Annotated in this window: 22 protein-coding genes; 12 read left to right on the forward strand and 10 right to left on the reverse strand. The window is 66.3% G+C overall.

Annotation, left to right across the window (positions count from 1 at the left end):
- The first annotated feature begins 20 nt into the window (after positions 1-20).
- Entirely contained in the window at positions 21-890 is an 870-nt protein-coding gene (locus GGR48_RS11080; RefSeq protein WP_183951971.1) for an MBL fold metallo-hydrolase, read from the forward strand.
- A gap of 97 nt (positions 891-987) precedes the next feature.
- On the opposite strand, the gene GGR48_RS11085 is transcribed toward GGR48_RS11080, so the two are convergent.
- The 5 genes from GGR48_RS11085 to GGR48_RS11105 all read right to left on the reverse strand — a co-directional run bounded on the left by GGR48_RS11085 (position 988) and on the right by GGR48_RS11105 (position 4,277).
- Positions 988-1,188, reverse strand: a complete 201-nt coding sequence (locus GGR48_RS11085) for a hypothetical protein (RefSeq protein WP_183951972.1) — start codon at positions 1,186-1,188, stop codon at positions 988-990.
- Between the two features lie 9 nt (positions 1,189-1,197).
- Complete coding sequence (locus GGR48_RS11090) at positions 1,198-1,422, reverse strand: hypothetical protein (protein WP_183951973.1); 225 nt, start codon at positions 1,420-1,422, stop codon at positions 1,198-1,200.
- Between the two features lie 20 nt (positions 1,423-1,442).
- Complete coding sequence (locus GGR48_RS11095) at positions 1,443-2,447, reverse strand: SDR family oxidoreductase (protein ID WP_183951974.1); 1,005 nt, start codon at positions 2,445-2,447, stop codon at positions 1,443-1,445.
- 166 nt (positions 2,448-2,613) lie between these two features.
- Entirely contained in the window at positions 2,614-3,447 is an 834-nt protein-coding gene (locus GGR48_RS11100) for a MipA/OmpV family protein (RefSeq protein WP_183951975.1), read from the reverse strand.
- Between the two features lie 2 nt (positions 3,448-3,449).
- A complete protein-coding gene (locus tag GGR48_RS11105) occupies positions 3,450-4,277 on the reverse strand; it encodes a hypothetical protein (protein WP_183951976.1) in 828 nt (275 codons plus the stop codon).
- Positions 4,278-4,385: 108 nt separating this feature from the next.
- Here GGR48_RS11105 and GGR48_RS11110 point away from each other — a divergent pair, with 108 nt between their 5' ends.
- The 3 genes from GGR48_RS11110 to GGR48_RS17930 are packed head-to-tail and all read left to right on the forward strand — an operon-like array spanning position 4,386 to position 5,628.
- The gene (locus tag GGR48_RS11110) at positions 4,386-5,003 is read left to right on the forward strand and encodes a TetR/AcrR family transcriptional regulator (RefSeq protein ID WP_183951977.1); all 618 of its coding nucleotides are present in this window, start codon (positions 4,386-4,388) and stop codon (positions 5,001-5,003) included.
- 32 nt (positions 5,004-5,035) lie between these two features.
- Entirely contained in the window at positions 5,036-5,455 is a 420-nt protein-coding gene (locus GGR48_RS11115; protein ID WP_183951978.1) for a hypothetical protein, read from the forward strand.
- Between the two features lie 8 nt (positions 5,456-5,463).
- Positions 5,464-5,628 (forward strand): hypothetical protein, encoded by a 165-nt coding sequence (locus GGR48_RS17930; protein WP_221211484.1) that lies wholly within the window; start codon positions 5,464-5,466, stop codon positions 5,626-5,628.
- Here GGR48_RS17930 and GGR48_RS11120 read toward each other — a convergent pair.
- Positions 5,597-5,977: a winged helix-turn-helix transcriptional regulator gene (locus GGR48_RS11120; protein ID WP_183951979.1), complete on the reverse strand. Its 381-nt coding sequence runs from the start codon at positions 5,975-5,977 to the stop codon at positions 5,597-5,599. The two genes, GGR48_RS17930 and GGR48_RS11120, sit on opposite strands and share 32 nt — an antisense overlap.
- 92 nt (positions 5,978-6,069) lie before the next feature.
- On the opposite strand from GGR48_RS11120, the gene GGR48_RS11125 reads away from it, so the two are divergent.
- The 3 genes from GGR48_RS11125 to GGR48_RS11135 all read left to right on the forward strand — a co-directional run bounded on the left by GGR48_RS11125 (position 6,070) and on the right by GGR48_RS11135 (position 8,434).
- Positions 6,070-7,131, forward strand: coding sequence for an SDR family oxidoreductase (locus tag GGR48_RS11125; protein ID WP_183951980.1), 1,062 nt, complete (start codon positions 6,070-6,072; stop codon positions 7,129-7,131).
- 54 nt (positions 7,132-7,185) lie between these two features.
- On the forward strand, positions 7,186-7,653 hold the full coding sequence (locus GGR48_RS11130; protein ID WP_240456056.1) for a YaiI/YqxD family protein: 468 nt from the start codon (positions 7,186-7,188) through the stop codon (positions 7,651-7,653).
- A gap of 202 nt (positions 7,654-7,855) precedes the next feature.
- The gene (locus tag GGR48_RS11135; RefSeq protein ID WP_183951981.1) at positions 7,856-8,434 is read left to right on the forward strand and encodes an FKBP-type peptidyl-prolyl cis-trans isomerase; all 579 of its coding nucleotides are present in this window, start codon (positions 7,856-7,858) and stop codon (positions 8,432-8,434) included.
- Positions 8,435-8,602: 168 nt separating this feature from the next.
- On the opposite strand, the gene GGR48_RS11140 is transcribed toward GGR48_RS11135, so the two are convergent.
- From GGR48_RS11140 to GGR48_RS11150, 3 genes are read right to left on the reverse strand one after another with little or no spacing between them, the layout of a single operon-like run.
- Positions 8,603-9,247 (reverse strand): OmpA family protein, encoded by a 645-nt coding sequence (locus tag GGR48_RS11140; RefSeq protein WP_183951982.1) that lies wholly within the window; start codon positions 9,245-9,247, stop codon positions 8,603-8,605.
- Positions 9,244-11,079: a cation:proton antiporter gene (locus GGR48_RS11145; protein ID WP_183951983.1), complete on the reverse strand. Its 1,836-nt coding sequence runs from the start codon at positions 11,077-11,079 to the stop codon at positions 9,244-9,246. The genes GGR48_RS11140 and GGR48_RS11145 overlap by 4 nt, the downstream gene beginning before the upstream one ends.
- Positions 11,080-11,088: 9 nt before the next feature.
- The gene (locus tag GGR48_RS11150) at positions 11,089-11,415 is read right to left on the reverse strand and encodes a hypothetical protein (RefSeq protein WP_221211485.1); all 327 of its coding nucleotides are present in this window, start codon (positions 11,413-11,415) and stop codon (positions 11,089-11,091) included.
- A gap of 588 nt (positions 11,416-12,003) precedes the next feature.
- Between GGR48_RS11150 and GGR48_RS11155 the strand changes: the two genes are divergently transcribed.
- Both GGR48_RS11155 and GGR48_RS11160 read left to right on the forward strand, forming a co-directional pair.
- Positions 12,004-12,222 (forward strand): hypothetical protein, encoded by a 219-nt coding sequence (locus GGR48_RS11155; RefSeq protein WP_183951985.1) that lies wholly within the window; start codon positions 12,004-12,006, stop codon positions 12,220-12,222.
- A complete protein-coding gene (locus GGR48_RS11160) occupies positions 12,219-12,404 on the forward strand; it encodes a hypothetical protein (protein WP_183951986.1) in 186 nt (61 codons plus the stop codon). The genes GGR48_RS11155 and GGR48_RS11160 overlap by 4 nt, the downstream gene beginning before the upstream one ends.
- Positions 12,405-12,583: 179 nt before the next feature.
- On the opposite strand, the gene GGR48_RS11165 is transcribed toward GGR48_RS11160, so the two are convergent.
- Positions 12,584-12,805, reverse strand: a complete 222-nt coding sequence (locus GGR48_RS11165; protein WP_183952024.1) for a hypothetical protein — start codon at positions 12,803-12,805, stop codon at positions 12,584-12,586.
- A 660-nt stretch (positions 12,806-13,465) separates the two neighbouring features.
- Between GGR48_RS11165 and GGR48_RS11170 the strand changes: the two genes are divergently transcribed.
- The 3 genes from GGR48_RS11170 to mobF are packed head-to-tail and all read left to right on the forward strand — an operon-like array spanning position 13,466 to position 19,234.
- The gene (locus GGR48_RS11170) at positions 13,466-13,666 is read left to right on the forward strand and encodes a hypothetical protein (RefSeq protein ID WP_221211486.1); all 201 of its coding nucleotides are present in this window, start codon (positions 13,466-13,468) and stop codon (positions 13,664-13,666) included.
- Positions 13,656-16,001 (forward strand): type IV secretion system DNA-binding domain-containing protein, encoded by a 2,346-nt coding sequence (locus tag GGR48_RS11175; RefSeq protein WP_183951987.1) that lies wholly within the window; start codon positions 13,656-13,658, stop codon positions 15,999-16,001. Before GGR48_RS11170 ends, GGR48_RS11175 begins: the two co-directional genes overlap by 11 nt.
- The gene (gene mobF / locus GGR48_RS11180) at positions 16,001-19,234 is read left to right on the forward strand and encodes a MobF family relaxase (RefSeq protein WP_183951988.1); all 3,234 of its coding nucleotides are present in this window, start codon (positions 16,001-16,003) and stop codon (positions 19,232-19,234) included. The genes GGR48_RS11175 and mobF overlap by 1 nt, the downstream gene beginning before the upstream one ends.
- Positions 19,235-19,441 lie beyond the last annotated feature (207 nt).

The raw sequence follows: 19,441 nt of genomic DNA on the forward strand, positions 1-19,441 counted from the left end.
AAGCGCTAACGGAGGAAATCATGACCCAGCCCCTCATCGAGGCGTTCTTCGACGAGCCGACCAACACGAGCAGCTATCTTGTCGGCGACCCTGCGACGCGGACCGCGGCGGTGATCGACCCGGTGCTCGACTTCGACATGGCGAGCGGCGTCGCCGATACGCGCTCGGCCGAACGCATCGTCGCCTTCGCCCGCGCGCAGGACTGGCGGATCGCGATGGTGCTGGAGACGCACGCCCATGCCGATCACCTGTCGGCCGCCCCCTTCATCAAGGCGCAGACCGGTGCCTGGATCGGGATCGGCGCGCATATCCGCGACGTGCAGAAGATTTTCCGCCCCGTATTTGCGATGGACAACCTGAAGACGGATGGATCGGACTTCGACCGATTGTTCGAGGATGGGGAGCGTTTCGCGATCGGCGCGTTGGAGGTCGAGGTGCTGCACGTCCCCGGCCACACGCCCGCAGATGTCGCCTATCGGATCGGCGATGCGGCGTTCGTCGGCGATACGCTGTTCATGCCCGACTATGGCACCGCTCGTGCGGACTTCCCCGGTGGAGACGCGCGTACGCTTTACCGGTCGATCCGCCGGTTGCTGGCGCTGCCGGACGCGACGCGGCTGTTCCTGTGTCACGATTACAAGGCGCCGGGTCGCGACGACTATCGCTGGGAGACGACGGTGGGCGATCAGCGCCGGTCGAGCGTTCACGTTCATGACGGCGTGACCGAGGACACGTTCGTCACTATGCGCGAGCGGCGCGACGCCGGGCTATCCGTGCCCAGGCTGCTGCTGCCCTCGATCCAGGTCAATATTCGCGCGGGTCATTTCGATAAGGCCGAGGCGAACGGCGTCACCTATCTTCGTATCCCGGTGAAATGGAAAGCGGCATGAGGATGCTCGCGTTGGCCAATCCAACTGGAATATGGGTGCGGTCGACACCATCGCATCGAAACCGTCCGCAGCGGTCTCGAACCGACAGGGCAGGGGCCTATCCCTCGCGGATATCGGGATAGCTGTAGGCGGACGGTTCGTCCTCCGCCGTGCCGGTGGCGAAGATGGCGACATCGCCCGGGAACACCTCCGCCTTGGCCCAGCGGTCCCAGCCGATGTGGATGAAGTCGGGTTGGCCGAAAACCTGCACCGCGGGGGTATATTCGTCGCCGCGAAAACCCACGAAGTGCAGGGCCATGGCGAGGGCTTAGACGCCCTGGCGGCGCGCGCCGGTGATCATGCGGCGGGCGATGTCGCGCACCGCATCGTCATCCTTGTCCGCGCCGTGGGTCGGGTCGCCCAGATGGTCGAGGCTGGATTCCAGGAAGTCGAGCAGGCCGGGATGCTGCGCCTCAACATATTCCATCGTCTTGAACAGCAGATGCTCGGTCGCGATCTCGCGCTGGCGGGTCTGTATGGTCGGGTCGGTCATCGGAATGGCTCCTTGGTCGATCAGGATTTACGTGGGAGCGTGAGGCGCGAGACACCCCATCCCGCGAGCGCACCGACCCCCGCCAGGCCCGAGGCTATGCCCAGCTTGAACAGGTCGCGCTGGCGCGACGTGAAGAATTCGCGACGGCTATCGATCGCGCGGTCGGTCGCATCGCCATCGATCCGCGCGGGGCCGGGGACCGGCTCGGTCAGGTTGCCGGGCTTTGCGCCGATCGGAACGCCCAACTGATCCTCGGCGAAGCTCGCTGCCTGGCGATCGGCGAAGCCGGGGGCGAGCGCCTGTGCGACCGCCATCTGGAAGGTCGAGCGGCCGACCCAGATTTCCCGCTCCGGCTTGTCGATCGCCGTGACGATCGCCTCGGCGCAGAGCCGGGGATCGAACAGCGGATCGGGCAGGATCTGCTCGCGCCCGGTATGGTTGCGCGCCCAGCCGGGTTGCGGCGTGTTGACGGCGGGCAGATAGACGACGCTGAGCGTGACCGGCACTTTGTCGGCGATCAGCTCGGCACGCAGCGAGTCGGTGAAGCCGGACACGGCGAACTTGGCCGCGCAATAGGCGGCCTGCAGCGGCACCGCGCGAATGCCGAGGCCCGACGACACCTGGACGATCGCGCCGCGCCGGCGCGGCTTCATATGGCGCAGCGCCGCTAGCGTCCCGTGCACCTGGCTGAGATAGGTGGTCGCGGTTACGCGCGCATATTCCTCGGCGCTGATCTTGTCGGCCGGGGCGACCACGGTCGACATGGCGTTGTTGACCCAGGCGGTGATCGGCCCCAGCTCGCGCTCGATCCGGTCCGCCGCGGCATCGACCGCGCCCGCATCGGCGACATCGGCGCTGATCGCCAGCACCTGTCCGCCATGTTTGGCGAGCATCGACCGCGCTTCTTCCAGCCGCCGGGTGTCGCGCGCCAAGATCGCGACATTCCATCCGGCCTTCGCCAGCCGCTCCGCAGTCGCCAGGCCAATGCCCGCGCTGCCGCCCGTCACCACCGCCGTGCCTGTCATCGTCGATCCTTATCCCATTGCCCTTGCCGGACGCGCGTGGCGGGGAATGGTTGCCATGGGGTGGGACAGGTTTTTGATGCAGGGCTATGATATTGGTGAGGAACCATCGCTTATATTTAACATAAGAAATATTATCGATCTTATGCCATGGCGTGGGCCTGCCCTGCTATAGACCAAAGCGGAACCCATAGCCGAGGCCAGCGGTCGCCTGCATTCGTCGGCCGCGCTCGACGACCAGTGAGGAATGGCCCGGTTTTTCGCCCAGCCGGTCGACCCCAGCGAACAGCGTCAGCGCGCTGCGCCGGTTCAGCGGATGGATGACCGAGGTCCCGACGCCGTAAGAGACCAGCCCGCCCGAGGTCGCATAGCGCACCAGCCCGCTGCGCTGCGACTGGACGGCGTCGATGCCGAAATAGGTGTTCATGAACGCCATGCTGGCGACGCTCGCGCGCGGGCCGATGCTGACGATGGTCCTACCCAGCCGCTGCTGATAGCCGGCCGACAGGTCCGCGACGACGCCCTCATGCCCACCAAAGCCCTGGCGTAGCTCAACCCGGCCGCGAACCGCGCCGATCCGCTTCTCGACAAAGCCGCCCAGCTCGAACGCCGCGCCAATATTGCCCAGCCCGATCAGCGCATCACTGCCCCCGGCGATCAGGAAGGGCGATCCGCCGCGCGTCTCGTTGCGGCCGAAGCGCAGCTTGCCGATCGGCCCCGCCTTCCATCCATCGCGGTTGACCGCGTTCCAGCCGACTCCGTCGGGGATCGAGGCGAAGAGGCTGTCCTTGTAGCGGACGCGCAGGTCGGGGAAGAGCGACAGCGCGGTGTCGCGCGACCCCTGCCAGACCGGGCTGACGACGAAGGCGGCGCCGACCGTCACGCTCCACCCCTCGTCGCGAGGGGGGACCGGGCGTCCGGGCGGACCGGCGGGATGGCCGGCGGTCTGGGCAAGAGCCGGCTGGGCGACGAGCAGCGCGAACAGGATCGGGACGGCGCGCATGCTCAGTAGCCCTCGCGACCGGGCGTGGTGCCGAACCAGTGGGCGCGCGCGTAGGGCTGGCGCAGGCCGAAGACGGTGGTGACGATCACCGCCAGCGCGGCGATGGCGCAACTCGCGGCGATCACCGCGAACTGTCCGCTGCGGGCGTTGATCCCGGCCAATGCCCAGAGAAAGACCAGCGCGTACCAGGGATTGCCGGCCCCCCGCCGGATTACGGCGGAGGCGATGACGCCGCCCGTCAGGATGACCGCACCGGCCAGAATAGTGCGATCCATCTCGGGCGCGAAACCATGATAATTGAGGCTGGCGGCGATGTTGACGATCGTGGCCGCAGTCAGCCAGGCGGTCAGCGCGCTCAGCGGCAGCGCGACGAACCATCGCTCGCCCCGAGTCAGTTGGGGCGCATCCGCCAACTGGCGATAGACGGACACCAGACAGGTCAGCGTCGTCGCGATGATCAGTACGGATAGGAAGGTCAGTTCGTCGAGCTGGGTATAGAGCGCCCAGAGGCCATTGCCGAGAAAGGCCCCGACGCTCGGCCAGCGCAAGCCCGCCAGCAGGCGATTGTCGCGCTGCGCCGGCAGCGCCTGATAGACCGCATAGGCCAGCGATCCCGCATAGAGGAACGACCAGATCGAAAAGGCCCAGCCGGCGGGCGTGATCAGCGTCTGCACCGAGGTCGACTGGTCGCCGATTGGCCGGCCGATGCCGAGCAGCGGCAGAATCGGCGTCAGGATCTGAAAGATCGCCGCGCCCAGCACGGCCAGCCGGTCCGCACCGGCCTGGTCCCGCCCCGCTCCCGGATCAATATCGCCAAACCGCCCGTTCATGCCGTACTCCCATGGCTGACATGACGATCATGTCATATTCTATATCACATGCAATAGAATAATGGTGCGGTGGTTGCCCCGCCTCCGTGCCTCTGTCACATGCCGGCCATGGCAAAGACGAAGGGCGCCCGGAGCAGCGGCCATGCCGAAAAGCGCGCCGAGCTGTTGCGCCGCTTTCGCGAGCGGCTGACCGCGCGCAATCTGCCCCCGCCCAGCCTGCGCGAGCTGGCCGCCGAGGCGGGCGTGACGGTGCCGACGGTGCGGCATTATTTCGGGCGGCGCGACGACCTGATCGTCGCGGTGATGGAGGATTTCCGCATTGTCGGCGAACCCCATCTGGTGCAGGCGCGATTGGCCGACCGCCCCTTTGCTGAGTCGATCGACATATTGGTGCGCGCGATCATGGTCGGGCTGGCGATGGGCGTGTCGGAGCTGCACGCCATGGGCCTGCGCGAAGGACTGCGCCACGACCGGCTCGGCCCCGCCTATCTGCTCCAAATCCTGGAGCCGACGATCCTGGCGATCGAAACCCGCCTGCACCAGCATCAGGACTGCGGCGAAATGCGCCCCGGCTGCACGCGCACCGCCGCGATCGGCCTGTTGTCGCCCTTGGTCATCGCGCATTTCCATCAGCAGGAACTGGGCGGCACCCAGACCCGTCCGCTCGACCAGGAGGCGTTCCTGGCGGAGCATATCGCCGCGTTCGTGCGTGCCTATCGGGTGTAACGGGCGTCGTTCAAACGGAAGGGAAACCAGCGATGGCGCACTTTTCCAAAGGCGCACTCGACGCATCGGTCCGGAGGCTGGCGGACTTTCTGGATGTGAACCGGCGGGAAGGGACATTGGATTATCCCTTTCGCTCATCCTATCCGCACAATTGCTGCGAAAGCGTCTCGCTGATCCTGCTGTTTCTCATCGAGGAGAGATATGGCGTCTCGAACGCGCAATTGATCATGGGGACGAGCGCAGAGCCTTATGAGCACCACTTCTGGGTCGCGGTCGGCGATTGGCGCTATGATCTGACGGCGCATCAATTCGAAGGTCAGGAGCAGATTGTGGGCGTCGACGACGCGCCCCTGCACCGTCGCTTCGGGGATCAGGAGATCGACCGGCGCCGCGATCGTGTCGACCGGGATCAGGTCATCGCTCTCTATCGCAGCGGGGCCATTCCGTTTTGACCACGTTGATGGCGAGAAGGATTATGGCCGTCGACGCGGTCGCCCTGTGGCTGACGGCGTGCCAGCCCGGCTCCGGCGGTCCGCTGGTGCCCGTGGAGGGGGACGGGCGGGCTGTTCTGAACGTTCTCCGCGTGTCGGCGATCACCCGCGCCGCGAACGCGGGCGGGGAATGAGCTGGTCGAGCGCGTCCGGGTTGGCGCGGCCCCAGGCGTAGAGTAGCTCCACCGGCTCGACGAAGCGCTGGCCCAGCGGCGTCAGGCGGTATTCGACCATCGGCGGCATGACGCTTTCGACATGCCGGCTCAGCAGGCCGCTCGCCTCCATGTCGCGCAGCGTCTGGGTCAGCATCTTCTTCGATATGCCCGGCAGGCTGCGCAGCAATACGCCGGTGCGCGCGACCCCGTCATGGCGGGCGTGGAGCGTGTGGAGCACCATGCTGGTCCATTTGGTCGCGAACAGTTCGAGCACGCGGCGCGGCGCGCAATCCTCACGCCAGGCCTCGTCGGGCGTTCCGGGTCGCATGTGGTTACCTTCTGGTGCCTGGGGGTGGACATAGTGCCGTCTACAAAGCCGGTGCGGCCATGCCTAGCTCGGGCTCCGACAAGGAGACAGGCATGACGAAGACGGCATTGGTGGTGGGCGCGAGCGGGATCGTCGGCAGCGCAACGGCGCGGCTGCTGGTGGAACAGGGGTGGACCGTGCACGGGCTGGCCCGGCGTCCGACCGGTCAGCCCGGCGTGCGCCCGGTCGTCGCCGACTTGCAGGATGCGGCCGCGACGAAGGCCGCGCTGCGCGATCTCGCGCCCGATGCGGTGTTCATCACCACCTGGCTGCGACAGGATAGCGAGGCGGAGAATATCCGCGTCAATGGGGCGATGGTACGCAATCTGCTCGCCGCGCTGCCCCGCCCGCGGGGACCGCGCCATGTCGCGCTGGTCACCGGCCTGAAACACTATCTCGGCCCGTTCGAGGCCTATGGCAAAGCCACCCTGCCCCAGACTCCGTTTCGCGAGGAGCAGGGGCGGCTGGACGTCGAGAATTTCTATTATGCGCAGGAAGACGAGCTGTTCGCGGCCGCCGCACGCGACGGCTTTTCCTGGAGCGTGCATCGCCCGCATACCGTGATCGGGCTGGCCGTGGGCAATGCGATGAACATGGGCACGACGCTGGCCGTTTATGCGACGCTGTGTCGCGAGCGCGGGCGGCCCTTCGTCTTTCCCGGTTCGGCCGCGCAATGGTCGGGACTGACCGACATGACCGATGCCGGCCAGCTGGCGCGGCATCTGCTCTGGGCGGCGGAGACCGAGGCGGCGCATGACGAAGCCTTCAACGTCGTCAATGGCGATGTCTTCCGGTGGCAGTGGATGTGGCCGCGCTTCGCCCAATGGTTCGGCGTCGAGTCCGCGCCGTTCGACGGCGTTGTGCGTCCGCTCGCCGAGCAGATGGCCGGGGATATGGATCTGTGGCGCGACATCGCCGCGCGCGAGGGGCTAGCCGAGCCCGATCTCACTCGGCTCGCCTCGCCCTGGCATACCGATGCCGATCTGGGGCGGCCGATCGAGGTGGTGACCGACATGAGCAAGAGCCGGCGGCTCGGCTTCACCGGCTACCAGCCGACCGACGACGCCTTCTTCGCGCTGTTCGAGCGGTTGCGGGCCGAACGGCTGATCCCTTGACATCAGGGGCGCGGGAGCGGCGCGGGCGTTTGCGCCGGGGGCGGCGGTCATGGCATGGCCGCCGTCATGGAACATCGCCCGCACATCCTGGTGGACGCCGACGCCTGTCCGGTGAAGGAGGAGATCTACCGCGTCGCCTATCGACTGGAGGTGCCGGTGATGGTGGTCAGCAATGCGCCGCTGCGCGTGCCGCCGCATCCGCTGATCGCGCGGACGGTGGTCGGCGATGGCTTCGATGCCGCCGATGACTGGATCGCCGAGCGGGCGGATGCGGCGACGATCGTCATCACGGCGGACATATTGCTCGCCGATCGCTGTCTGAAGGCGGGGGCGACCGTGATCGCGCCCAATGGCCGGCCGTTCACCACCAGTTCGATCGGCAATGCGGTCGCGGTACGCGCGATCATGGCTGATCTGCGCGCGGGCGGCGACCGGATCGGCGGGCCGCCCCCGTTCGGCAAGGAGGATCGCTCGCGCTTCCTGTCCGCGTTGGATAGCGCGGTGATGCGGCTGCGGCGCTAGGTCGGACTGACACAGGCCGACTCACCTACTTTTCCGGGGAAGGAGGGTGGAGGGGTTTCCCACGTCCCATCTCTCGGACCGGGACACCCCTCCGTCAGGCCTTCGGCCTGCCACCTCCCCTTGCAGGGGAGGAATGAGGGGAATGGAGATTGGCCTTGGCACCGGCTTGATCTGACGGGGCGAAGGCGATTACCGCCGGGGCATGAGCATGTCCCCCCTCGCCCTCCGCCCGATCGCCGCCACCTTGCTGGCCGCGCTGCCGGTCGCCAGCCCCTCGACCGCCCAGACCGCGCCAGCCGGCGCGCCCGCCAATGGCGGCGCGGCGTCGGGGGCGGGCATCATTCCCTTGCCGCTGATGCCGATCGTGCCCGCCGCGCAGCGGAGCTGCGCGATGCGCACGCCGTCGGGGCTGGGTTACACCGTGCTGCGGGCGGGGACCGGGGCCAAGCCGGCCGCCGATGCGACGGTGCTGGTCAACTATATCGGCTATCTGAACGCGAGTGGCGCGGTGTTCGATCAGGCGATGCGCACGCCGATGCCGGTCGGCGGGCTGATCCCGGGCTTTTCCGAGGGCTTGCAGCTGATGGCGCGCGGCAGCGTGGTGCGGCTGTGCGTGCCACCGGCGCTGGGTTACGGTGCGCAGGCGTCGGGACCGATCCCGGCCAATGCCGATCTGGTGTTCCAGATCGAACTGCTCGATTTCAAGACGGCGGCCGAGATCGAGGAACTGCGCAAGGCCGCCGGGGCGGCTCCGCCTGCGCCGGGCTCGAACCAGCCCTGAGCGGGCGATATCCCCGCCAAATGTAAAGCGAACACTGTTGCGACTAAGTGCGCCCCTCCCCTTCAGGGGAGGGGTTGGGGTGGGGCTTCTCCACAGGCGTAGCGCTTGCCGAAGCGCCCCACCCCCTCCCCTAAAGGGGAGGGGGTGGGTTTCGCTCACCGCGTCGGCTCACCGAGCCGCTGGTGTCTCCGCCGGCGGAGACGGAGCGGGTGTGGGCAGATCGACCTTGATTTCGACCCGGCGGTTCTTGTCGCGCCCTTCCGGATCGTCCGATCCATCCAGCTTGCGGTTGGGCGCGATGGGGCGCGCCTCGCCCAGTGCGATGACGGTGATCCGCTCCGCCGTGACGCCCTTTTCGACCAGATAGTCGCGCACGGCCTCGGCCCGTTTGCGCGAGGCGGTCAGGTTGACCGCGTCCGAGCCGGCGGAATCGCTATGCCCCCAGATGGTGATCGGCCCGCCCAGCGCCAGCACCGGATCGGCGAGCAGCGTGTCGAGCTGCGCCAGGCCGGCCGGATCGGGCTGCGTGCCCTTGGCCGGGAAGGGGATGGTCCGCTCGACCGGCTCGGCGGGCGGGGTCGGGGTCGGTGAGGGTTCGATCTCGGGGCGGATGATCGACTTCTTGGCCTCTTCCTCCACCGCGATGGCGTTGTCGGCCATCACCGCATTGCTCTCTGCCGTAAGATTGGCTGGTGCCTCCGCCGTGTCGTTCGCCGCGCGGTCGCTAGCGGGTTGACAGGCGGTCAGGCCAAGCCCGATTGCGGCGCCCGCGATCAGGCGCACGGCGTGCGCGTTCCATTTGGTCAGGGTCATGCGACGGCCTCTCCGGTTTGGAAGGACAGGGTAGCGTCGGGATCGCCGTGGCGCGAGGGGCCATAGGAGACGACGACGTCGCCGCTTTGCGGCACCGGCCGCGCGGCATGGGTGAAGAAGCGGATGCGCCCGTCCTTGCGCAGGACGAACAGCATATCCGCCTCGTCGGGCAGGATCGAGCGGGCCTGGTCGAACTTGAATTGCTCGCTGATCCGCGTCTTGCGAAAGGTCCAGCCCGCCGCCTCGCGCCGTAGAATGTCCTCGACGCCGTGCCCGGCGGTGAACATCGCGCGGCCACGCAGCGCCTCGGGCAGGCTGCGATGATCCTCGTCATCGCCGGTGCCGCCCAGCTGATAGACCGAGTCGCGACCGATATCATGCGCGAACTCGCTGCAGACCAGCGCGTTATACGCCTCGTTCTCGGTGGTGGCGGCCAGCACCTGGAACTGGGTGAGGTCGAGCCGCTCGTCGGTCGTTTCGGCCAGGATCTCGCCATGATAGGTCTCGATCCCCGCCTGGCGCGCGGCCGACAGGCGCTGCCAGCTGGTGTCGGCGATCATCACCGGCAGGCCCAGCGACTGGATCTGCCGGGCGAGCGAGATGCTCCACGGCGTGCTGCCGACGACGAGCAGACCCTTTTGCGTCGCCCCCGTCACCTTCAGCCAGCGCGCGACATGGCGGATGGAGAAGCCGTGCGCGATGATCGTCGCGACCACGACGGCGAAGGACAGGGTGACGAGGATATTGCCATTGCCATAGCCGAGCTGGTCGAGGCGCAGCGCGAACAGCCCCGACACCGCGACCGCGACGACGCCGCGAGGCGCGATCCAGGCGACGAGCAGCCGCTCGTTCCAGGGAATCTTGCTGAACGCCAGCGCGATCAGCACGGTCGCCGGGCGGACGAGGAAGAGGAGCGCGAACAGGAAGGCGGCGAAGCGCCACTCGAACAGGCGCAACACCTCGAAATCGAGCGAGGCGGACAGCAGTACGAATACGCCCGAGATGAGGAGGACGGTCACATTCTCCTTGAACGGGTGAATATCGCGCAGCGAATCCAGCCGCATATTGGCGATCGCGATGCCCATGACGGTCACCGCCAGCAGCCCGGTTTCCTGCTGCACCAGGTTGGACAGGACGAATGTGCCGATCACCGCGACCAGCAGCACCGGGGCCTTCAGATACTCGGGCACATGGCCGCGCGGGAACGCCCAGGCGATGGCGCGCGCCATGCCATAGCCGATCAGCCCCGACACCACCGCCGCGCCGAGCAGCGCGATGACGACCGAGAGCAGCGTGCCGCCCTCGTCGACGCGGCGCAGATATTCATAGGTGATGACCGCGCACAACGCGCCGAAGGGATCGTTGACGATCGCTTCCCATTTCAGGATCGCGCGCGGGCGCGCCGCGATATTGCTCTGGCGCAGGAGGGGAATGACGACGGTCGGCCCGGTCACGACCAAAATGCCGGCGAACAGGATCGCCACCGGCCAGACCAGCCCCGCGACATAATAGCAGGCCAGCGCCCCCAGCACCCAGCCGAGCGGAATACCGATCGCCATTAACCGCGTCACCGCCCCCTCGGTCTTGCGCAGTTCGCGGAAGTTGAGGCTCAGCCCCCCCTCGAACAGGATCAGCGCGACCGCGACCGAGATCATCGGCTCGAGCAGATCGCCGAAGGTGTGTTCGGGGATGATGAGGCCGGTGATCGGCCCGGCGATGACGCCGGCGGCCAGCATCAGCGCGATGGCGGGCCAGCCGGTGCGCCACGCGATCCACTGCGCCCCGATCCCCAGAACACCGATCAGCGCGAAAACGAGAGCTTGTTGTTCCATAGGGGGCCTTTAACCCCTGATGCCCGCAAAGGTAACCGCCGCACCTTTATTGGGGTGGGCGCGAGCGGGCGTGTCGCACCCTGTCCTGTCCCTGCTCAAAGCATAGACGAAGCGGTGACGCTGTTCGCTGCCCCGGGGCGGTTTTCGCAAGGCCTTTTCTTCCGACCGGCTCAGGGTGAAGCGCCGGTCGTTCTTCGTGGTGAGACAGGGCTCGACATCGCCGATCTGAATCCGGTGCAGCTGCCGCTTCTTGTCGTCCGGCTGCGTCCGACTGACGCTGTCCATCCAGTCTTCGATGCGGGAATCCAACCTTCTCGCAGCATTGAAGTAAGCCAACGTGCCGACACACGCTTTTCGCATCGATCCACAGGCCCCGCTGCCCGTGCTGAAGCACAAGGCCTTTGCTTGGCTACCGGGCGGCGCACACCAGCGCCGCCCCCATTCTCTCCTTGGCAGGAAGCAACTAGGCCAGCGCCGGGCACCGCCCCGCCGCAGGCCTTTTTTCATGACCGGTGGAGTAGGGGGAACCAGCAGGGTTCCCCCCACGCCGGCTCGCCTTCCCCTTCCGGTAAGGCGCTGCCGCCTGCCTGATCGCCGCGCTACGCCCACCGCCAGGCGTTCATCCAGCCCCGCGCGGCCGGTCACTCGCTCGCATCGGTCCGGCCCCTGCGGGCCTCCCCTGGCTACGCCTCGACCAGCCGCATCGGCTGCTATGCGGCCCGCTTCTCTAACCCGAAAATTTGGGGCCGGGGAAGCGCCGCGCCGGGCATCGAGCCCGCCGCGGCGCTGCTAGCGCGGCGACCCGGAAAAGGGGTTGCAAGCTGGCAATCGTCGGGCCTCTGATCCGCTACGCACGCACCAGGTCAACCAGAGAGGAGAGAGGGAGAAAGCGTGGGTGTCACTGCCTTAGCGAGGAAGCATTCCATGTTCCTCCATCATGCCGTCCAGCCTGCCCGCATCGACGCCGTCATCGCCTGCCAATTGCTAAGCGAAACGCATCCATCACCAGCTGCGATCAGCCTTGCCCAGGCTCGCGATTTCGAGCGTCTGCTCCGCCGCAATAACGGCGGTCAGTCTGATGACGGCATCATCGCTCAGCGCGGACGTCCGGCCATGTGTGACTACATTTGGAGGCGTCAGTGACGCACCTGTCGCTCGCCGCGATCGCTGTCCTGTTCGACTATGATCCGGCCGTCATCGCGATCATCCACGAGGCACAATTCCAACGTCGGCCGGTGACCATCGATCGCGATGCGCAGGCCTCGCTTTCGATGCGGCTCGCCGACGATCAGCTGGGTGACCTGTCCTGGTCAGCGGTGAAATAGAACACCCCAAACGAGACCTTATCGCCATTCATGGGCAAGCGCCGGCTGCGTCAGCGCTTGCCCATTTTTTTGCTTCATACCGCCAAGACGGCTGCGCCTCGATCTCGCTAGAAAACGAATGGCCGCGCAGGGTGGCAGCCCTGCCCGGCCATCGTGAAAAGATGTCGGTCGTGATCGGCTCAGGCTGACGCCGTGAGCCCCTTCTCGACCTCTTCCAGCTTGCGCGAGGCAGAGGCGAAGCCGCCTTTGGCTGACGCCAAAAGCCGGCTCTCGACTTCGTCCAACTCAAGGACCTTCACCGCCTTCCTGAGCGGCTCCAACCGGGTGAGCGGCAGCTTGAAAAGCCCTGCCCTTTCCACCGCGCCGATCGCGGCCAGTTCTACGTCCAATGACTTCGCCATAGTCTTGCCTTTCGGTCGGACTGATCGGGCTCTGAACCGGCTCGGTGTAGTCGATGGCGATCGCTCGGCAAACCCCTGGTCGCGTCCGCCTCGCTTGTCTGGGTTCGGCCCCTGTGAGGGTCCCCTGGCTACGCATCGGCCGACGGTGCCCCGCGATCTGGGGCCGCGGATCGATGCTGTTCCGCCTCACGGCGGCCGGTGCCCCGCGAAAAACCGGAGCCGGTCTGCGAACCGCCGAGGGGCTGGGCTGACCCTGGCATCACATGGGATTTCGAGGGGACAGGATGCACACCGTACGCACGTTGTGCCACAGAAACAGACCTTAAAACAGTATGTTAGCATGATATTGGAGTGCTGCAAATCGTGTTACATTTGCTGCACAATGTAACACATGGGTGCTGCATAATGTAACACATTCACCTTTTGCCATTTAGAACAATACGTTATCCGTAACACAAAGTCGTACATGCATAAGATTGATGGCGGTGTGGTCCTTGCCAGGGTGTACGTCTTGGGATAAGGTCAGACCGCCTTTTCAATGCCCACCAGCCTCCCTGCTAGGAGGCGGTCTTGAGTATCAAACACCAGCATTGCTCTATCCGTGTGGATGGAGAGCGATCTGCTCGGCTAAAGGTGCGAGCCGTTGCCGAGAAATGCAGCGTGTCCGAACTGGTCCGCCGTGCCGTCGACGCATATTTAGCAGACGAGCGACAATTGTCTGCCAGTGATCTTCGTGTCCGCCAGCTGAGCGAATACTCGCAGATCGCGCTCGATACGATCATCGCCAAAACCTACCCCGAATTACGCGATGTGATCGTGGCCAAAACCAACGAGCGCATGGTCCAATATCATGGCCAATGACATCCGCACCGACGGCAGTGCCGTGCCCCTGAAGCACGCCTCCGCGCGCGGCGAGGTCACGCGCAATTCGGGCAATTTCACCCGCGGCAGCCAGCTCCTCAGCCATGAGATTCTCATGTGGCTGTCAGGCGCGAAAAAGCCGCTCATCGTCTGGGCGGTCTGCCTGGCGCTGACCTACACCATCATCCTATCGGTGACGCTCAGCGAGAACAATTTCCAGCTCATCTGCATGCGCGTCCTGGCGGGTTTCTGGGACTGGTGCGGCCTCGATCTGATGAAGCGCGTCCACCTCCTCTTGCCCGATAATTCGATCCGCCAAACCGCGATGGGCTACGTGCCTTACGTGCCCGAGGTGATGGCCGCTTGCGCGAAGGCAAAGCGGGCGCTCATCGGCTCTTTCCTGCTCGCCACCTTCGTCGCCGTACCGCTCGCCATCTGGTATATCGACTACGCCAAACAGCGTGGCTCCGAGATCCTCGACGAGCATCACGAGCGCGGCGCCATGCTAGTCGAACGCGACGTGCTGTATCACGCGGTCGCCAGCCATAACCGCAAATCCTTCGTCGCCGATGCCGCGCGTTTCTTCCCTGGCTACGACCCCGACGCGGTGCTGAAAATGCCCTTCGATGCACGCAAGGCAGCGGGCATTCATCACCCCTATAAGCTGGCCGGCATCCCCTATCCGCACCGGCTCGAACAGTCGCACACCATGATCATCGGAACGACCGGTGCGGGCAAGACGAGCGTGCTGCGCGCGCTCATCGCGCAGATGCGCGAGCGCCAGGACACCGCGGTCATTTTCGATCTCACCGGGGCCTATGTCGAGGCGTTCTACGACCCCGCGCGCGACACCATCCTGAACCCCTTCGACCAGCGCTGCCCGGCCTGGTCGATCTTCAATGACTGCACCAGCTATAGCGACTTCGTCGCGGCCGCCTCCGCGCTCATTCCATCGGATGGCGGGGCGACCGATCCGTTCTGGGCGATGGCGGCGCGCACCCTGTTCGTCGAGATGTGCATGAAGCTCATCGAGCACGGCCAGACGAGCAATGCAGCCCTTGCCCAGAACCTGATGACCGCCGACCTGAAGAAGGTTCACGCCTATCTCGCCAAGACCATCGCCGACCCGCTGACCGCGCCCGAGGCGGCACGCATGGCGGAGTCGATCCGCGCGGTCTTCAACACCAACGCGCAGGTGCTGCGCTTCCTGCCCGACACCGGCCGCCGGTTCTCGATCCGCGAATGGATCACCGGCGAAAAGCAGCCCGGCGCCATCCTCTTCATCACCAGCCAATATCCCGATCTGGAGATGAACCGGGCGCTGCTGACGCTGTGGACCAACCTTTCCATCCACGCCCTCATGACCATGCCGCGCAGCCACGCTTTGCGCACCTGGTTCATGTTCGACGAGCTGGGCGCGCTCCATCGTCTGCCTGCTATCGAACAGGGCCTCCAGACCGCGCGCAATTTCGGTGGTGCGATGATCCTGGGGCTGCACTCGTTCGAGAAGCTGGTGCAGATCTATGGTCAGGAAAATGCCCGCAACCTGTCCTCGCTGGCGCGCAACAAACTGATCCTGGCAGCAGCCGATCTCGACACCGCCGAACAGTGCAGCCGCTATATCGGCAACCGCGAGGTCCGGCAGATGGATGAGGCCTATAGCTATGGCCATAATTCCACCCGTGATGCCTCGACCCTGACGCCGCGAAAACAGGTCGAACCGCTCGTCATCCCCGACGACATCACCAACCTGCCCTCGATGCACGGCTTCCTCAAATATCCCGATGGTTTTCCAGCCGCCAGGGTCGTGCTCGAATGGCAGCATTACCCCAAGGTCGCCGAGGGCTTCGTCACCCGCCGGGTAAGCCCGGCGGGGATCGCCAAACGCGGAAGTGAGGGGGGACCGCCTGCCGGGGGAGGAAGCGAGGGCGGCGGGCGTGATGGCGCGGCGCAGGCCCCCGCCGCACTGGCGGAGGCGGCGATCGAGCCGGGGAGTGCTGCCGCCAATATCGCTAATCTCCAGGCGGCCAATATCCTGTCGGCGCCGAGCGAAAATCAGCAGGCTGCCAATGATCAGGTCGCGCCTGCCGAGACACCCTCGAAAGCGGACACGAGTGTCTCGGAGCAGCCGCGCGATCTGCCCATCCAGCCGGTTGCGGCACCGGTTGCTGCACCGGTCGCCGCCCCTCCTTCGGACGTGGCCCGCTCCAACGGTCTCGATGGCGTGGTCGGCGTCACCACCACCGCCCCCGCTCCGGTCGAGGATCAGGCGCTGGTCGAGATGCGGCAGGCCACCGCGGAGCGCAGTGACGATGGCATGGGGATGGGCGACTGATGCTCTCCGTTGCATCCGTGCGCTCCGCCTCGGGCGCGGCCAATTACTATGGCAAGGACGACTTCGCCTCCGCCGATTACTATGCCGGCAAGGACGCCGGCGAGGTCAGCATCTGGGCGGGCGCTGGCGCCGAAGCGGTCGGGCTCACCGGCGATGTCGGCAAGGCGGACCTGGAGCGCACGCTCAATGGCGAGCTGCCCTCGGGCGAGAAGGTCGGCCAGGTCGAGAACCGGCGCGCCGGCATCGACCTGACCTTCTCGGCACCCAAGTCGGTCTCGCTCACGGCCTATGTCGCCGGCGACAAGCGCATCCTCGGCAAGGACGGCGCGCATATGGCCGCCGTCCGCCAGACCATGGCCTGGGTCGAGAAGAACCTCACGCAAGGACGCAAGGACATAGACGGGCGGAAAGTACCGATCGCGTCGGGCAACCTCACCTACGGCCTGTTCCAGCACGACACGAGCCGCGCGCTCGACCCGCAGGCGCATATCCATGCGGTCATCGCCAACATGACCCGTATGCCGGACGGCAAATGGCAGGCGCTGCATGCCGACAAAATCTGGGCCGGCAACACCGTCATCGGCTCGATCTATCATGCCTATCTACGCAGCGAGATGGAGAAGCTCGGCTATAAGATCGAGGCGACCGGCAAGCACGGCACCTTCGAGATCGCCGGCGTGCCCAAGGACGTCATCGACGCCTTCAGCCAGCGCCGCGCCGACATATTGGCGACCGCCGAAGGTCTCGGGCTGAAAAGCGCGCAAGGCTTGCGCAGCGTCACCGCACGCACCCGCGATCCCAAGCTCAATGTCGAGGACCGCGCTGGCCTGCAGAGGGACTGGCAGGACAAGGCGGCCGGGCTCGGCTTCGATGGCAAGCAGATCCTGCGCGATGCCGAACGCGAGGTCGCAGGCCAGAGCCATGTGGTGAGCGGCCCGCTCGATCGCGGCTATCAGATGATCAGCGAGGCGGTGCAGTCGGCGCGCGCGCTTGTCGGCCACCTCCTCGCCACCCCCGATCCGCTGGTCGACCGCGCGGTCGCGCGCATCGTCGTCTCGCCGGCCGCCGCGCGCGCACAGTTCGCCGTGGCCTCGGCGGTGCGCATCCATGCCCAGCGCGAAGCCGCCTTCGACACCGATCGGCTGGGCAAGACCGCGCTCGACCTGCACCTGAAGGGCGTCACGATCGAGCATATCGAGAACCGCATCACCCAGCTTGTCGGCAAGGGGCTGCTCATCCCGGGCCAGGTGCGCGATCATGAGACGACCTATACGGCGGTCACCACCCGCGAAGGGCTGGTGACCGAGGAGCGTATCCTGGGCGAGATGGAGCGCGGTCGTGGTACGGCCAGCGCGATCGTCGCTGCGGCCGACGCGCCCGACCGGCTGCAGGCCGCCTCACCGCATGAACTCAATCCCGGCCAGCTCGCGGCCGCCACCATGATCGTCGCCAGCGAGGACCGCATCGTCGTTGTCCAGGGCGTCGCGGGTGCCGGCAAGTCGACCATGCTCCAGGCGGTCGCGCGCGTCGCCGAGGCGGAAGGACGCAAGGTGCTGGGTCTCGCCTTCCAGAACAAGATGGTCGCCGACCTGAAGGAGGGAGCCGGCATCGAGGCGCAGACGATCGCGTCCTTCATCTGGGCCAATGAGCGCTTCCTCGTCGAACCCGACAGTGCCGCTGCCAGGCTGCGCCGCGACGAGCTGAAGAACACCATCATCGCCGTCGACGAGACCTCGATGGTGTCGAGCGCCGATATGCTGAAGCTGGTCCGGATCACCGAGACACTGGGCATCGACCGGCTGGCGCTGGTCGGCGATCGCCAGCAGCTCTCCTCGATCGACGCCGGCAAGGCGTTCGCCATGCTGCAGGCGGGCGGTGCCGCGACCGCGCGCATGGACATGAATATCCGCCAGCGCACCGACACGCTGCGCACGGTTGCCGCCCTCGCCAATGTCGGCAAGGCATCGCAGGCGCTGCGCGTGCTCGGCGACCGGGTGATCGAGACCAAGGGGGAAGATCCCGCCGCGCATGCCGCCGAGCGCTGGCTGAACCTGTCCCCGGCCGAGCGTGAGGCGACCGCCGTCTTTGCCTCGGGCCGCGTCGCACGCCAGACGATCAACGCCGACATCCAGGCGGGCTTGCGCAAGGAAGGGGCGCTGACCGGCAGCGGCGAGACGGTCAGCGTCTATGAGAGCGTCAATGCCACGCGCGAGGAGCTGCGCTACGCCCATACCTACAAGCAAGGCCAGACGCTGCATGTGACGGGCAACGTTCCCGAAGTGTCGTTGCGGCGCGGCACCTTTCAGGTCACCCGCACCTTTGCCAATGGCAAAATCGAGATCGAGGGCAATGGCCGGCGCCACCGCTTCGAGCCCGCCAAGATCGATCCGCGCATCACCATCGAGCGGCTGCAGCTCTCCACCAAAACCGACATCACCCTGCATGAGGGCGAGCGCATCCGCTGGACCGCCAATGACAAGGCGCGCGGCATGCTCAATTCCGCGCTCGCCCGCGTGCTGGGCACCAAGGACGGTCACATCACCGTCGAACTGGCCAACAAGGATGTCGTCACGCTGGCGCCGGGCGATCCGATGCTGGCCCGGCTTGACCTCGCCTATTCGCTCAACATGCACATGGCGCAAGGGATCACCACCGACAAGGCGATCACCGTCATGGCGAGCTATGAGCAGAACCTCTCCAACCAGCGGCTGTTCAACGTCGGGGTGACGCGTGTCCGCGACGATCTCACCGTTGTCGTCGATGACAGCAAGAAGCTGATGGCCAGGCTCGACCGCAATGCGGGCAACAAGACCTCCGCGCTGGAGACGCTCGGCCGGCTCGACATCGACGGGCCGGGTGCCCGCACCACCCCGACCACCTCGCAGCCGCGCGGTGCAGCCGCCCAGTCGCGCCAGGGCGACAGCGCGGCCTCGGCGATCGTGGGCGCGCGCGAACCGATCGATCTCAGCGACCTGCCGCCGATGCCCGCCTTCAGCCGCGAGGACGCCGCCCGCTACGCGAGCGATGACGGCCTGCGTGGGCTGAGCGCAGGCGACGACCTGACCGGCGTCCGCTGGCCGCTGCCGGGGAACGAGGCGGTGCCTCTGGCCCGGGGGGACGCGCTTGATCCGCTGCTGCCGGGCGCGGGCAAGCCGGAGGCCGATCCGCCGATGCCGGCGCGGGGCGAGCAATTGCTGCCGGTCCCTGAGAAGAATCTCGGTCTCGAACTGTGAGCCAGCTCCTCGCCCATGCCTTCAGCTTGGCAAGAATCCACGCGGGCAGGCTCATCGGGGTCATCGCGCGAACTGATCATCTCTCATGAGACATGAGCGATCGAGGAATGATCCAGATCCGACCAATCCAAAGAGAAAAGGGAGGAAGTTTTAAGGAGAGCCGTGAGCAGGTTCAAAAGTGAGGCGAAGGGGTGCGCCTCAACCCAC

The organism is Sphingomonas pseudosanguinis (genome assembly GCF_014196255.1).
In the GTDB taxonomy this organism is placed as follows: domain Bacteria; phylum Pseudomonadota; class Alphaproteobacteria; order Sphingomonadales; family Sphingomonadaceae; genus Sphingomonas; species Sphingomonas pseudosanguinis.